The organism is Sanguibacter massiliensis (genome assembly GCF_900240335.1).
Taxonomy (GTDB): domain Bacteria; phylum Actinomycetota; class Actinomycetes; order Actinomycetales; family Cellulomonadaceae; genus Flavimobilis; species Flavimobilis massiliensis.
The window spans coordinates 1309149-1324120 of the sequence record NZ_LT964979.1 but is presented as its reverse complement, the minus strand read 5'-3'; the positions used below and the strand labels follow the sequence as shown (position 1 = coordinate 1324120).

Sequence of the window (14972 nt, the reverse complement as noted above, 5' to 3'; positions counted from 1 at the left end):
CTGTCCTCGAGATAGCGCTCCCCGGGCGAGATAGCGCGCGACGCGCGCTATCTCGCCGCGAGAGCGCTATCTCGCGGTCTCCGCTACGGGCGGGGGGACGGGGTCGGAGACGGGGCGAGAGTGGGGGCGAGGAGACTGAGAAGCTCTTCCGGGGACGAGGACACGGCCGACGCGCCTGCGCGCTCCAGCTCGCCCTCGTCCGCGCAGCCCCATGCCACGCCGATCGTGTCGATGCCGTGCTCGGCCGCGCCCTCGACGTCGTACGAACGGTCACCGACCATGACCGTCGTCGCACCGGCCGTCGCCGGGTCGACGCCCAGTTCGGCAAGCGCGTACCCGATGACGTCCGCCTTCGACGATCGCACCGGACCGTTCGCGGGCACGCCGGTGACCGCTTCCTCGAGCGTCGCGCCGAAGACACCCTCGAGGAACGGGTCGAGCCCGAACCGCTCCGTGAGCTGCCGCGCGTAGACCTGCGGCTTCGACGTCGCGACCGCAAGACGACGGCCCGACGCCTGCAGCGCACCGAGCACCTCGGGGATGCCGTCAAACACCGAGTTCATCCACATGCCGTGCGGGACGAAGTGCGCGCGATACGTGCGGATCGCGTCCGGCACGTCGGCGGGTGCGAAGCCGTGGCGGGCGAACGACTCGCCGATGGGTGGGCCGACGAAGCGGCGCAGGTCGTCGGGCGACGGCACCGGAAGGTCGTGGGTCTCGAAGGCGTGGACCACCGAGGAGATGATGCCCGGGGCCGAGTTCATGAGCGTGCCGTCGAGGTCGAGGAGGACGAGGGAACGGTCGGAGAAGGTCACGCGACCAGTGTCTCCCGGGGCACCGAGGACGACGGTCACGTCCGGCCCGGTCGCCTCAGGGAAGCGTGATGCTCAGGCGGGCGCGACCGTCCGCGAGACGCAGGTCCGTGACCCGCAGGCCGCGCAGGTGTGCCGGCAGAGGGGCAGGCGCGAGGAGCGCCGCGGTGTCGGCGATCACCTCGAGCCGGTCGCCGTCGGGCACGAGACGGACCGCGTCCGACGCGATGCCCCGCGCGACGAGACGCCGCTGCAGCGCGGCCTCGACCGGCCCGCGCACGAGCCCGACGAGCCGGTGCGCGGGCAGCCCGCGCGCGGCGGCCGCGACGTCGCACCGGACATGCCCCGACGTCACCTCGACGATCCGCACCCTGACCGTCACGGTGCCGGCCGCACGGGCCGCGAGACGCGCCGCGCCTGGCAGCCCCGGCACCTCGCGCGGGTCGACGTCGACGACGAGCACGTCCCCGGCTGGGGCGACGCCCGCGCTCGCCGGAGCATCACCGGGGAGGTCGTCCCGCACGAGCACGGGCGTGCTGACGCCCCGTGGCAGACCGTTCGGCAGCGCGAGCGCGACGAGCTCGTGCGTCGTGAGAATGAGGTCCATAGTGGGCGCTCCCTCACTCGCTCGCGGTCGCCTCGACGGCGGCAAGGTCGATGTCCGCGAGGATGCCGCGGTGGTCGGAACCGTCGTCCGGCATGACCTGCACGTCGGTGAACGTTACGCCACGGCCGAAGATCCAGTCGATGCGGACCTCGGGGTCCCAGGCCGGGAACGTGAGGAGGGACGGGTCACCAGCGGGGTCCTGCCCCGAGACGAAGCCGCGGCTCGTCACGTGGTCGATCTCCGCCCAGCCCGGCTCGGAGTTGAGGTCGCCCGCGATGATCGCGGCGGGGCTCGAGGCGATGTCGGCGGCCATGAGGACGTCGAGCTGAGCGAGGCGCGTCGGGGTGTTCTCCTCACGGTGCTGGAGGTGCGCGCTCGTGATGACGAGCGGCACGACGTCGCCGTCCGGGCCCGGCACGTCGATGGTGGCCGTGATCGCGGAGCGCCACTGCGGTCCGTCGCCGTACGGGAGGCGCGTGCGGACGACTCTCTCCTCGGCGCCGACCTCGCCGTCATCGCCGAGCAGCGCGGGGTCGATGAGAAGGGCGTTGACGAACTGCCGGTCCGCTGCGGGCGCCGCGACCGCACGGAACCCGGTCACGTGCTCGAGGTACGTGAGCATGTCGGCGCCGCCGCCCATGACCCAGCCGCGTGACACCTCCTGGAGCGCGACGACCTGTGCGCCGCTGCCACGGATCGCCTCGGCCATGCGTCCGAGACCGAGGCCAGGGTCCTGCGTGACGCCGTAGTGGAGGTTCCAGTCGAGGATCCGGACGGTGCCCGGCAGCTTGTCGATCGCCGGCGCAATGGCAGGGACGCGGGCGTAGAAGGAGACGACACCGACGAGCACGATCGCGACGACGCCGGAGAGCATCTGCTCCGGCACGACGCGGGGTGCGGTCCGGGCGGCTGCCTCGGGAAGGTCCGCCGGGGCCGGGGCCGGGGCCGGGGCCGGGACTGGGCCCGAGGCCGGGCGACGCACGCCGGCCACGGCCAGGGCGCAGAAGGCCGCGAGGATGACGAGCTGGTTGGGGAAGCCGAGCGGCACGTCGTAGTCGAGCTGGTAGACGAGGAGCGGCAGGATGAGGCCCAGCCCGACCGCGGTCGCGCTGCCGGCACGGAGGAGGCCCGCCCGCACCGGCGCGCGCTGCGCGAGCGGCACCGACCAGGCGACGGAGAGCCCGTACGTCGTGGCGGACCACAGCACCGGGATCGTGACGATCGCGATCCAGCGGGGGGCGTCCGAGACCACATCGTTGACGGGCTGCGTCGGGAAGAGCACGAGCACGGCGGCGACCACGAGGGCGACCGCTATGACGACGGACGCGATCGAGCGTCCCCTGCTGCGAGCGTCGACCGCACCGATCCCGGGAAGCAGGAACCACCCGCCCGCGACGAAGAGCCCGAGCCCGACGCCGACCCCCGCCGCATCGAAGGGGATCCCGAGCTGCGACGAGAGGTAGGCCGGGTTGCCCAGCACCATGATCATCACGGCAAGGTAGGGCCCGAGCATCCACATCCGCCGCGGTGTCGCCGACGGACCGGCGTCCCGGAGCCGCCACGCGCAGCCGAGCGCGGCACCCGCGACGAGCAGCGTCGGCAGCCAGCCGTCGAGCCCCGGACGCCAGGGCGCGTCCCACGTCCCGAGCGCGACGCTCACGACGGCAGCGACGCCGACGCCGGTCGCGGTCGCGAGAGCCGCGCGGCGTGATCCGGCCCGATCACCGTCGCCGTCACCCGCGACGAGGCTCACCGTGAGCGCGAGGACGCTCACCGCGACCGACGCCGCACCGAGCGTCAGCCAGTACCGGGGGACGCCGCCCGTCGCCTGGACGGCGACACGCGCGAGCGCGAGAAGCACGACGCCCGCGAGGACCGTCCGACCCGTGACGGGCCGCAGCCATGCGACCGCGAGCGTGACGAGGCCCGGCGCGACGTACGTGCCGAGCGCCGTGAGCGCGACGACGATCACCCCGGCGGAGAACGCGCGGTCGAGCATCGGGCCCGTCGCGCGCACGAGCTCGACCGTGAGCGCCGTCACGAGCATGAGCAGGGCGGTGCGCGCGAGCGGGCGCGTCGGTGCGTCGACCATGCCAGGAGCCTAGCGACGGCCCCCGACATTCCCGGCTCGGGGCGACCGGGAACCGTCGAACTGTGCTGGAGAGCTGAGATCGCCTGGCCGGGCGGACGAGACGTTCAGCATCGTCGGACGTCCAGATCTCGGTGGTGGTGACGTTGTCGACGATGGTGCAAGGGGGCCGCAGTCCGGACGTCGTGCGGGCTCGGAGAGCAAGATTGGAGATCTCACGCAGGCTGCGGTCACGTCAGCTTCCGCGTCGTCGGTCGCGTACTCCTGGCGGGACGTCACGGGGCGGACCGTGAACCTGCGAAGCAACGTTTATGCGAAGGTCGTGTCGAAGCACAACGTGACGTGGCGAGTGGCGCGGGCCGTCACGCAGTATCCGGAGACATCGCAGGACGGGGTGCGCACCCGTACCGACGGGGAGTACCGCACGCCTGTTCACGAGATCCAGTGCACCGGTGCGCTCTGGTGCCGCAAGTGTCGTGTAGTAAGGACCGTGAGTCTGTTCGCACGCGTGGACTTCCGGACCGACACGTCCGACCGGCGGGGCTATGGTGTCGTCACCACGTACTGTGAGGGAATGACGGCATGCCCTGACTTCGTCAAGAACGCATTGAACATCTGAACATGCGTGGTGACCCCTCCGCGCAAGGCGCGCTTCTCTTTGAACTTTCCGAGTTTGAGCGTGGCCAGGAGACGTTTGTCATTGTCGAGTTCGTTGTCACCGTCGAAGGCATCCTCACCACGTCGGCCTGTGGTGCCAGAATTGCGCTGAGTCCTGGCAGTACGCGCGACACTCTGCACGACGCGCTCCGCGCGGCAGGCGTCGAATGCGCGGTCCCCCACCGTGGCGACCTGCCCGACATCGTGCGTGGCGACCCGCACCTTGACTGGGTCGAGCTGCTCCGCGACCTCGCGTACGGGCCCGACGATCTCGCGCGGCTTGGCGGTTGGACGCTCGTCGGAGCGAGGACAGACGGCGCGTCCGCAACTGTGCGCGTGAGCGGACCCGACAGAATCCTCGACGGGCGGTATGCCTTCGACGGCACGTACCCCGCCGCCGTCGCGCTGACGGTCGCCATCGATGACGCAGCTGAGCACGTGGCAGAGGCCTGATTGCCCGCGCACTCACCTGACGTCGGCCACACGTAGCGCCTAGCTGAGCAACCCTCGCCCACGTACGCCCCGTCGACGGGGGACAGTCGCGCGTCCGCGGGCACGCCCGGCGGCACGGCGAAGAGCCCTGAGCCCGTGTGCCGCAGGTACTCGACGAGCAGGTCGTCACGCGCCATGCGGGTCTGCATGGGGATGAANGGGGGGTGCGGGCCGGGGACGGGGAGGGGTGGGGGGGGGGGGGGGGGCGGGGGGGGCCGGGGGGGGGGGGGGGCGGGGGGGGGGGGGGGGGGGGGGGGGGGGAGGGCGGGGGGTCAGCGGGTGCGGTGGGCCCGGTAGTACTCGATGAGGCCCTTCGTCGACGCGTCCTGCGCCGCGAGTGCCTCGTCGTCGCCCGAGATCGCCGGGGCGATCTCCATCGCGAGCTTCTTGCCGAGCTCGACGCCCCACTGGTCGAACGAGTTGATGCCCCAGACGATCCCCTGGACGAACGTGATGTGCTCGTAGAGGGCGACGAGCTGGCCGAGGACGGCCGGCGTGAGCGCGGGCGCCATGATCGACGTCGTCGGACGGTTGCCCGAGAAGACGCGCGCCGGGACGATCGCCTCGGGCGTGCCCTCCGCGCGCACCTCGTCGGCCGTCTTGCCGAACGCGAGCGCCTTCGTCTGCGCGAAGAAGTTCGAGAGGAAGAGCTCGTGGACGTCGGCCTCGCCGTCGCGCAGCGGGTGCGCGGGCGTCGCAACCGCGATGAAGTCCGCGGGGACGAGGCGCGTGCCCTGGTGGATGAGCTGGTAGAACGCGTGCTGGCCGTTCGTGCCGGGCTCGCCCCAGAAGATCTCGCCGGTCTGGCTCGTCACGGGCGAGCCGTCCCAGCGGACCGACTTGCCGTTCGACTCCATGGTGAGCTGCTGGAGGTACGCCGCGAAGCGGTGGAGGTGCTGCGCGTAAGGGAGCACGGCGTGCGAGTGCGCGTCGAGGAAGTTCACGTACCAGACGTTGAGCAGGCCCATGAGCGCGGGCACGTTCTGCTCGAACGGCGTGGTCCGGAAGTGCTCGTCCATCGTGTGGAAGCCCTCGAGGAGCTCACCGAACGCGTCGGGGCCGATCGCGATCGCGAGCGCGAGGCCGATCGCCGAGTCGACCGAGTAGCGGCCGCCGACCCAGTCCCAGAACCCGAACGCGTTCGTCGGGTCGATGCCGAAGGCCTCGACCTTGTCGAGGGCCGTCGAGACGGCGACGAAGTGGTGCGCGACGGCGTCGGCGCGCGACGCCTCGGAGCCGTCGATCGCGCCCGCGGCCGTGAGCGTCTCCCAGAGCCACTCGCGCGCGAGGCGTGCGTTCGTGAGCGTCTCGAGCGTCGTGAAGGTCTTCGACGCGACGATGAAGAGGGTCGTCGTCGGATCGAGGTCCGCGGTCGTCTCGGCGACGTCCGTCGGGTCGATGTTCGAGACGAAGCGCACCTCGATGTCGCCGACGTACGGCTTGAGGGCCTCGTACGCCATGACGGGGCCGAGGTCGGAGCCGCCGATGCCGATGTTGACGACGGTCTTCACGGGTGCGCCCGTGATGCCGCGCCACTCGCCCGTGCGGACCTTCTCGGCGAACTCGGCGACCTGCGCGAGGACCTCCTGGACGTCAGCGTCGACGTCCTGGCCGTCGACGACGAGCGCAGGCTCGGCGCCGGCCGGGCGGCGGAGCGCGGTGTGGAGGACGGCACGGTCCTCGGTCGTGTTGATGTGCTCGCCCGCGAACATCGCGTCGACGCGACCGCGGAGGCCGACCTCGTCCGCGAGTCGCACGAGGAGCTCGAGCGTCTCGTCGGTGAGGAGGTTCTTCGAGAGGTCGACGTAAAGGTCGCCCGCGGTGCGGGTGAGGCGCTCGGCGCGCTTCGGGTCGGCAGCGAACCAGCCGCGCAGGTCTCCGCGGAAGGCGTCGCGGTGCTCGGAGAGCGCGCGCCAGGCGTCGGTCGTCGTGGCGTCGATGGGGGAGGTGGGCACGAGGACTCCTCGACTCGTTCGAAACTGTCCGTCCTACCGTACGGTGCGGACGCGGGAAGCGGCTGGGACTTCTCGGACGCTGGCGCGAGCTCTTTGAGCGTGCGGGCGCGCGTGACGCGCGTCGTCGTGCGGGACGCTCCGGGGACCCGGGTCGCCCCGCACGACGGGCCGCGTCAGACGATCTCGCAGATGACGGTGCCGGAGCTCACGCCCGCACCGGCGGTGGCCTGCAGCCCCGTGACGACGCCCGCACGGTGGGCGACGAGCGGCTGCTCCATCTTCATCGCCTCGAGGACGACGACGAGCTCACCCTCGGTGACCTCCTGGCCCTCGGCGACGGCGACCTTGACGATCGTGCCCTGCATGGGGGAGCACAGCGACGTGCCCGACGTGCCCGAGGTAGCACGCGCCTGACGGCGGGCCCGCTGCGGGCGCGGGCCTGCCCCCGAGGGGCGTCGGCCGCCCGCGAGGCCTGCGGGGATGACGACCTCGAGGCGCTTGCCCGCGACCTCGACGACGACGCGCTCGGTCGCCGGTGCGGTCTCGGCCTCGGCGACGGCGGGCGTCGCGGGGGCGAGCGTCGCGAGCGTGTCGACGAAGGCCGTCTCGATCCAGCGCGTGTGCACCTCGAACGGCGTGGCCGGGTCGGCGGGCACGTAGCGCTCGTCGGCCATGACCGCGCGGTGGAACGGCACAACCGTCGGGATGCCCTCGATCTGCAGCTCGCGCAGCGCGCGGCGTGCGCGCTGCGCGGCCTCCGCGCGGGTCGCGCCCGTGACGATGAGCTTGGCGATCATCGAGTCGAAGAGCCCCGAGACGGTGTCGCCGGCGATGACGCCCGAGTCGACGCGCACGCCTGGCCCGGACGGGAAGCTCAGACCCGTGATCGTGCCGGGCTGGGGGAGGAAGTTCGCGGCCGGGTCCTCGCCGTTGAGACGGAACTCGAACGAGTGGCCCCGGACCTCGACGGAGTCGTAGCCGAGCGGCTCGCCCGCGGCGATGCGCAGCTGCTCGCGGACGAGGTCGATGCCCGTGACCTCCTCGGTCACGGGGTGCTCGACCTGGAGCCGCGTGTTGACCTCGAGGAACGACAGGGTGCCGTCGACGCCGACAAGGAACTCGCACGTGCCCGCGCCGACGTAGCCCGCCTCGCGGAGGATCGCCTGTGACGCCGCGTAGAGTTCGGCCTCCTGCGCCTCGGTGAGGAACGGCGCGGGGGCCTCCTCGACGAGCTTCTGGTGGCGTCGCTGCAACGAGCAGTCGCGGGTCGAGACGACGACGACGGTGCCGTGCTCGTCGGCGAGGCACTGCGTCTCGACGTGACGTGGCCGGTCGAGGAACCGCTCGACGAAGCACTCGCCGCGACCGAACGCCGCGACGGCCTCGCGGACCGCGGACTCGTAGAGCTCGGGGATCTCCTCGTGCGTGCGCGCGACCTTGAGGCCGCGGCCGCCGCCGCCGAACGCCGCCTTGATCGCGACGGGCAGGCCGTGCGTGCGGGCGAACTCCTCGACCTCGGCGGCGGAGGTCACGGGGTCGGGCGTTCCCGGGACGAGCGGGGCGCCGGCGCGCTGCGCGATGTGACGCGCGCTCACCTTGTCGCCGAGCGACTCGATCGCTGAGGGCGGCGGACCAATCCACGTGAGGCCCGCATCGATGACGGCCTGCGCGAACGCGGCGTTCTCAGCGAGGAAGCCGTAGCCGGGGTGCACGGAGTCGGCGCCCGAGCGGCGTGCAACGTCGAGCAGCTTGGCGACGTCGAGGTAGGTGTCGGCGGCGCGGGCGCCGCCGAGCGCGAACGCCTCGTCGGCGAGCCGGACGTGGAGGGCGTCGCGGTCGGGGTCGGCATAGACGGCGACCGACGCGATGCCGGCGTCGGCGCACGCGCGGGCGACACGGACGGCGATCTCGCCGCGGTTGGCGATGAGGACCTTCGTGAGAGCGGGCACGGCTCACCGTAACGCCTGCGCGCACCCGCCCGTGGGCGCGCATCCGGGTGTCGGGACAACATTGGACGGGGGTCCAAGCCCGCGCGGGGTCGTTTGTGGAGGACCCACAACCCTGCGGGGTCAGCCGGGGAAGCGCCCAGTGTGCGGTTGTGTCGCAACGACAAGCGACGAGGTGCGCCGACACCTCACGGCGCATGCACCCTGCGGCCGTCGGACACCGGCGCGGCGCGGCTCAGACCCGCGTCCGCCACAGGTCGTGGACGTGCACGCCGACCTCCGCGAGCAGCTCCCGCAGGAGCGGCAGGCTCAGGCCGACGACCCCGTGCGGATCGCCCTCGACCGCGGTGACGAACGGCCCGCCGAAACCGTCGATCGTGAACGCTCCCGCGACGACGAGCGGCTCGCCCGTCGCGACGTACGCGTCGATCTCGTCGTCCGCGAGGTCCGCGAAGTGCACGACCGTCGAGCTCGTCGCGCCGAGCGTGCCACCCGAGCCACCCGCGTCCGTGCCGCGCAGGTCGACGAGCCAGTGCCCCGTGTGCAGGGTCGCCGACCGTCCACGCATGCGTCGCCAGCGCTCGTGCGCCGTCTCCGCATCGCCCGGCTTGCCGACGACCTCGCCGTCGATCTCGAGCATCGAGTCGCAGCCGAGCACGATGACGTCGTCCGTGCCGAGCGCGTCGGGCGTGTCGTCCGACTCGAGGTCCTCCGCGACCGCGAGGGCCTTCGCCTGCGCGAGCACGAGCACCGCGTCGGCCGGGTCGAGCGTGCCGAAGCGGTCGGCAGCGTCGGCGAGGACGGCGTCCTCGTCGACGCCCGATACGCGCACGGGCGCGTCGATGCCGGCGGCGGCGAGCGTCGCGGTGCGGGCGGGGGAGGCGGAGGCGAGGACGAGCCTGGTCATGGGCCCAGCGTATCCGCGCGACCGGGGACGTTCGTCCCGCGGGAGCGCGCGGCCGCGCGGCGAGGATGAAGGGAAGGGACATGCGCCGGGAACCCCCGGGGTGCTTGTGAGCGCCTCGGACGCCGACAGGTCCCCGGCGACAGCGACGTCGCCTCGCGAGCAAGCGTGGGTGCGGGGTCACGTACCCCTCCGGCACCCCGTGCCCACGCTTCGACCGCGGTGCCCCGCCACGTGTGCCCTCCAACACCCGGGGGCGGGGCACCGCGCTTGCTCGCCCGGCTCACCGAACGCCCCCGTCAGCCTGCGGCGTGCACGCCGCTCGCGGGCGGCGAGCACCGCGGCGGTGACCCCGAACCCCCGTCAGCCCGCAGCGAGGACCGCGTCCCGCAACGTGTCGAGCCCGACCGCCCCCACCGCGAGCACCCGCGCGTGGAACTCACGGAGGTCGAACGTCTCGCCGCGCTCCGCGGCCGCGTCGCGCGCCGCGTCCCGCATCTCCTCGAGCAGCCGCTGCCCGACCTTGTACGACGGCGCCTGCCCCGGCCAGCCGAGGTAACGGTCGAGCTCGAAGCGCAGCGAGTCCTCGTCGAGGCTGACGTTCGTGCGGAGGAAGTCCCACGCCTTGTCGGCGTCCCACGTGCCGCCGCCCCACTCCGCGGGGCACGGCAGGCCGAGGTGGACACCGATGTCGAGGACGACGCGCGCCGCACGCATGCGCTGCGCGTCGAGCATGCCGAGACGGTCGCCCGGCGTCGCGACGAACCCGAGGTCCGTCATGAGGCGCTCCGCGTAGAGCGCCCAGCCCTCGCCGAAGCCCGACGTCCAGCACAGCAGCCGACGCCAGTCGTTGAGCGGCAGCATGACGGCGCTGCCGACCTGGAGGTGGTGGCCGGGGACGCCCTCGTGGTAGACGGTCGTGAGCTCGCGCCACGTCGAGAACGTCGTCACCGACGCGGGCACGGACCACCACATGGCGCCCGGTCGCGCGAGGTCGGCCGACGGGCCCGTGTAGTAGATGCCGCCCGTCTGCGTCGGAGCGATGCGGCACTCGAGCGTGTGGAGGGGCGCGGGGATGTCGAAGTGCGTGCCGTCGAGCGCCTCGATCGCGGCGTCCGACGTCTCCTGCATCCAGCGCCGCAGCGCGTCGGTGCCCTCGAGCGTGTACTCCGGGTCGGCGTCGAGCAGCTCGATCGCCTGCTCGACCGTCGTTCCGGCGCCGCCGATCTCGGCCGCGACGGCCTCCTGCTCCGCGACGATCCGCGCGAGCTCCTCGAGGCCCCACGCGTACGTCTCGCGGAGGTCGACGCGCGCGCCGAGGAAGTGGCGCGACCACAGCGCGTACCGCTCCTCGCCGACGCCGTCGACGTCCGACGCGTGCGGTGCCACTTCGTGCGTGAGCACGTCGGCGAGGCGACCATAGGCGGCGCGCACGCCGGCCGCACCCTCGAGGAGGTCACGGCGGAGCGCCGCGCACACGGCGGAGCCCTCGAGCGCGGCGTCGACCGCCTCGCCCTCGACGAACGCCGTGAAGAACGACGACGACGCGTCCGCCTGCTCGCGTGCCTGGCCGGCGACGAGCTCCACCTGGTGCCGGGCGGGCACCGGACCCGTGCGCACGGCCTCGCGTAACGACTCGACGTAGCCGTCGAGCGCGGCCGGTGCCGCGAGCAGGCGGAGCGCGATCGTCTCCCAGTCCTCGGGCGTCGCGGTCGGCATGAGGTCGAAGACGTCCCGCAGGTCCTGCGCGGGCGACGAGATGTTGTTGAGCGGCGCGAGCAGTTCGCCCGCCTCGAAGAGCTCGAGCTCGAGGCCGAGCCGCTCGCGCATGGCCGCAGCCGTCACCCGGTCGACGTCGTCGACCGGGTCGAGGCCGTCGAGCGCCGCGAGCGTCTCCCGCACGGCAGCGGCACGCGCAGCGGTGCCCGCGGGCGACCAGTCCGGTACCTCGTGGTCGTGCCCGGGCACGCCCGCGACCGTCGCGACGAACGGGTCGAGCCGGCACACGGTCGCCACGTGCGCGTCCGCGAGGGCGTCGATCGCGGTCGACACGCGTGCTGGCGCGGGCGAGGTGGCGGGGACGGACGGGTCGTCGTGCGAGGTGGTCATGGAGGCACACTAGGACGTCCGCGGTCGTCGGCGCACCGACGGCGTCCCACGTCGCCGCCGCGGAACGTCGACGTCGCACGGGACCTTCGTCCGAGGCCGGACGGGCCGGACGTCACGGACGATGGACCGGACACCCTGGAGGGCACATGACCGACACCGATGAGCACACCGACGTCGTCGACGACCACCCCGTCGACGAGCACCCGCGAGGCTTCCGCCACTCGCGCGGCTGGATCTTCGGCACGATGCTGCTCTCCGCGCTGCTCTCGCTCACCGCGTCGTTCGTGCTCTCCTACGACGCGATCGTGCTCGCGGGCAACCCCGACGCGACGTTTGGCTGCGACATCAACTCCGTCCTCTCGTGCAGCAGCGTCGGCCTCTCGTGGCAGGCGTCGGTCTTCGGGTTCCCCAACGCGTTCCTCGGGATGATCTGCGAACCGGTCGTCATCACCATCGCGGTCGCGAGCCTCGGCGGCGTCCGCTTCCCCCGCTGGTTCATGTTCTCCGCGCAGGTCGTCTACCTCTTCGGCCTCACCTTCGCGTTCTGGCTGTTCTCGCAGTCGATGTGGGTCATCGGGGCGCTGTGCCCCTGGTGCCTCGTCATCACGGTCGGCACGACGCTCGTCTTCATGACGCTGCTCCACCACAACATCCTCGAGGACAACCTCTACCTGCCGCCCGCCGCCCAGCAGCGCGCGCTGACGTTCGTGAGGTCAGGTGCCGACGCCTACCTCGCCGCTGGGATCGTCGTCATCATCACAACCCTCATCGTCGCGAAGTACGGCACACTGATCCTTGCGTGAGCCGTACGGTCCGGCTCGCGGGCCGGAAGCTGACAGGGAGAACCGCGATATGAGCTCACGTGCGCAGACCGCGCGAGCGCGCACGACGACGACTCGGAAACCGCGTGACCCGTGGCCCGACAACGCGCGGTTCATCGCCGCGATCCTCATCGTCATGATGCACTTCGGTGACCAGGTGCCGGGCGAGAGCGACCTCCTCGAGCACGTCTTCTTCCTCACCTGGCCCGCACGCGTCCCGCTCTACGCGCTGCTCGCCGGGTACTTCTCCGACGCGTCGCCGTTCACGCGGCGCAGGGCCGTCGGGCTCGTCCGCAACGTGCTTCTCGTCTACCTGTGCTTCGAGATGCTCGCGACCATCCACAAGTGGTTGCTCGGGGGACGTTTCGTGTTCGACCCAGGGACTCCGTCGCTTGCCCTGTGGTTCCTCCTCTCGCTCTTCGTCTGGCGCGCGATCCTGCCGCTGCTCGCGACGATCCGCTGGATTGTCCCGTTGAGCGTCGTCGTCGCGCTCGTGGCCGGGTTCGCACCGTCGATCGGCCCGGCCGGGTCGATGAGCCGGACCGTCGCGTTCCTGCCCGTGTTCCTGCTCGGCTGGAAGCTCCGGCAGCACGGTCTCCGTGAGGTCCTCGACCGCACGTGGGTGCGCTGGGCATCTGGGGGCGTCCTGCTCGTGTGGAGCGCTGCGATCGTCGCGATCCTCGCGGACGGCGACCTCAAGCGCCGCTGGTTCAGCATGGTGAAGCCCTACGCGCAGTCGAACCTCGTCGGTGACCTCGAGGCCCGCACGCTCGTGCTCCTCGGCGGGGGGATGCTCGCGGCGCTCGCGGTGCTCGCCCTGGCGCCGCGCTCGCGACTGACCTGGATCTCGTACCTCGGCACCGGGTCGATGTACATCTACCTGCTCCACCCGTTCCTCGTGCGTCAGGCGGTCGACGCAGGGCTGCTCGAGCGCCTCGACTCGCGCACCGACGTCGTGCTCATGCTCGTCGGCACGGCCGTCGTCGGCGCGCTCCTCGCCACCCCTCCCGTCCGCCGGCTCCTGCGGCCGATCATCCAGCCGACCTACACCTGGCTCTTCCTCCCTGAGCCGTCCGTGCCCCGCCAGGACGTACCGGTGACGGAGTCGGCGCGGCCGAGCGCGCACGACGCGTCGGTCTCCGGGTCGACCTCGTCGCCCACAAACGTGCCGACGGAGAACCTCGACAACGTCGCCTTCGCCGGGCAGGCCGTGCCGGCCGTTCACCTCGACGACACCCCCGCGTCGCACATCCCTCGACCGGAGGACCCGCACCGGTCGTAGCGTCGGGGCGTGACCCGGACCGACGCCGAGGAGCGGCGCACGAACGCTCCCGAGGCATGCAGCACGCCCGCCACCGCACCAGAGGTCGAGAACGTTTTTTCGTCGGACCGCACACCGACGAACGGGACGCGTAACGCGGACGGGCCGCCGAGCGCACCCACGGTGCGGGTCGTCACGACGACGGCGCCCCGGCCCCGTGCCGGTGGCCCCCGCGCGCCGCGGACGTCGCCCTCGCGTGCCCCTGCGGGTGGCAGCGCGTGGCCCGCGGTCTCCGTGTTCGCGACCGTGCGCAACGAGGAGCAGCACCTGCGCCGCGCACTCACGTCCGTGCTCACGCAGGACTACCCGGGCGACCTCGAGGTCGTCGTCGCCGTCGGGCCGTCGCGCGACGACACGTACGGGATCACGGCCGAGACGGCGCGGGCCGACGGTCGCGTGCGCGTCGTCGAGAACCGTACGGGCCTCATCCCCGACGGCCTTAACGTCGCGATGCGCGCGTGCGACCCGCGTTCCGAGATCCTCGTCCGCTTCGACGGGCACACCGCGCTCCCCGCCGGCTACGTGCGTGACGCTGTCCGCATCCTTCTCGACACGCACGCCGACAACGTCGGGGGCCTCATGGTGCCGCGCGGTGACGGGGCGACGCAGCGCGCGGTCGCGATCGGTATGTCGCACCCCGTCGGGATCGGTCCCGCCCCGTTCCACGTCGGCGGGGTCGCAGGACCGAGCGAGACCGCCTACCTCGGTGCGTTCCGCCGCGAGGCCGTCGAACGTGCCGGGGGCTACGACGAGCTCTTCGAACGCGCCGAGGACTGGGAGCTCAACCTCCGGATCAGGCGAGGCGGGGGCCTCGTGTGGTTCGATCCCGCGCTCGTCGTCGAGTACCGTCCCCGCGCGTCCTACCGTGCGCTCGCGCGGCAGTTCTGGTCGACCGGACGATGGCGGCGGGAGGTCGTGCGTCGTCACCGCGGCACCGCGTCGATGCGGTACCTCGCGCCGCCGCTCACCGTCCTCGCGCTCCTCGTGGGCCTTGTGGTCGCGGCGGCGGGCGTGTACGCGGCTGCCGTCGGCGCCGCCTGGGCGCCGTGGCTGCTCACGCTCGGGGCGCTGCCGTGGCTCGGGTACGGCCTCGTCGTCGTCGGGGGTGCGCTCGTCGCGGGCCGTGGGCACCCGTGGCGCGTCGTCGTGAGGCTCCCTGCGGTGCTCGCGACGATGCACCTCACGTGGGGCGCGGGGTTCCTCCGGGGGATCGGCACGCCGAGGTAGGTTGTCTCGCCGTCCTGAGCGGCGCGTCGTCC

General features: G+C 72.4%; 12 protein-coding genes. 5 read left to right on the top strand and 7 right to left on the bottom strand.

Annotation, left to right across the window (positions count from 1 at the left end):
* Positions 1–83: 83 nt before the first annotated feature.
* From C1729_RS06215 to C1729_RS14560, 3 genes are read right to left on the bottom strand one after another with little or no spacing between them, the layout of a single operon-like run.
* Complete coding sequence (locus C1729_RS06215) at positions 84–815, bottom strand: HAD hydrolase-like protein (protein ID WP_242493738.1); 732 nt, start codon at positions 813–815, stop codon at positions 84–86.
* 55 nt (positions 816–870) lie between these two features.
* Positions 871–1419 carry a hypothetical protein gene (locus tag C1729_RS06210; RefSeq protein ID WP_102509168.1) on the bottom strand — a complete coding sequence of 183 codons (549 nt, stop codon included), beginning with the start codon at positions 1417–1419 and terminating at the stop codon, positions 871–873.
* Positions 1420–1432: 13 nt separating this feature from the next.
* Positions 1433–3511 (bottom strand): endonuclease/exonuclease/phosphatase family protein, encoded by a 2079-nt coding sequence (locus C1729_RS14560; protein WP_102509167.1) that lies wholly within the window; start codon positions 3509–3511, stop codon positions 1433–1435.
* Positions 3512–3830: 319 nt separating this feature from the next.
* Between C1729_RS14560 and C1729_RS06200 the strand changes: the two genes are divergently transcribed.
* Both C1729_RS06200 and C1729_RS06195 read left to right on the top strand, forming a co-directional pair.
* On the top strand, positions 3831–4127 hold the full coding sequence (locus tag C1729_RS06200) for a hypothetical protein (RefSeq protein WP_165375434.1): 297 nt from the start codon (positions 3831–3833) through the stop codon (positions 4125–4127).
* Positions 4128–4129: 2 nt separating this feature from the next.
* Complete coding sequence (locus tag C1729_RS06195; protein WP_102509165.1) at positions 4130–4618, top strand: hypothetical protein; 489 nt, start codon at positions 4130–4132, stop codon at positions 4616–4618.
* Positions 4619–4929: 311 nt separating this feature from the next.
* Here C1729_RS06195 and pgi read toward each other — a convergent pair whose 3' ends face one another.
* The 4 genes from pgi to C1729_RS06175 form a co-directional block, all read right to left on the bottom strand.
* Positions 4930–6612 (bottom strand): glucose-6-phosphate isomerase, encoded by a 1683-nt coding sequence (gene pgi, locus C1729_RS06190; protein ID WP_102509164.1) that lies wholly within the window; start codon positions 6610–6612, stop codon positions 4930–4932.
* 173 nt (positions 6613–6785) lie between these two features.
* Positions 6786–8561 (bottom strand): acetyl/propionyl/methylcrotonyl-CoA carboxylase subunit alpha, encoded by a 1776-nt coding sequence (locus C1729_RS06185; protein ID WP_102509163.1) that lies wholly within the window; start codon positions 8559–8561, stop codon positions 6786–6788.
* A gap of 232 nt (positions 8562–8793) precedes the next feature.
* Positions 8794–9465: a nucleoside triphosphate pyrophosphatase gene (locus C1729_RS06180; RefSeq protein ID WP_102509162.1), complete on the bottom strand. Its 672-nt coding sequence runs from the start codon at positions 9463–9465 to the stop codon at positions 8794–8796.
* A 360-nt stretch (positions 9466–9825) separates the two neighbouring features.
* The gene (locus C1729_RS06175; RefSeq protein WP_102509161.1) at positions 9826–11571 is read right to left on the bottom strand and encodes a DUF885 domain-containing protein; all 1746 of its coding nucleotides are present in this window, start codon (positions 11569–11571) and stop codon (positions 9826–9828) included.
* Between the two features lie 146 nt (positions 11572–11717).
* Between C1729_RS06175 and C1729_RS06170 the strand changes: the two genes are divergently transcribed.
* Genes C1729_RS06170 through C1729_RS06160 form a run of 3 tightly spaced genes read left to right on the top strand, consistent with a single transcriptional unit; the run spans position 11718 to position 14940 of the window.
* Positions 11718–12374 (top strand): vitamin K epoxide reductase family protein, encoded by a 657-nt coding sequence (locus C1729_RS06170; protein WP_102509160.1) that lies wholly within the window; start codon positions 11718–11720, stop codon positions 12372–12374.
* A gap of 49 nt (positions 12375–12423) precedes the next feature.
* Entirely contained in the window at positions 12424–13674 is a 1251-nt protein-coding gene (locus C1729_RS06165) for an acyltransferase family protein (RefSeq protein WP_102509159.1), read from the top strand.
* 9 nt (positions 13675–13683) lie between these two features.
* Positions 13684–14940, top strand: coding sequence for a glycosyltransferase family 2 protein (locus C1729_RS06160; RefSeq protein ID WP_242493737.1), 1257 nt, complete (start codon positions 13684–13686; stop codon positions 14938–14940).
* Positions 14941–14972 lie beyond the last annotated feature (32 nt).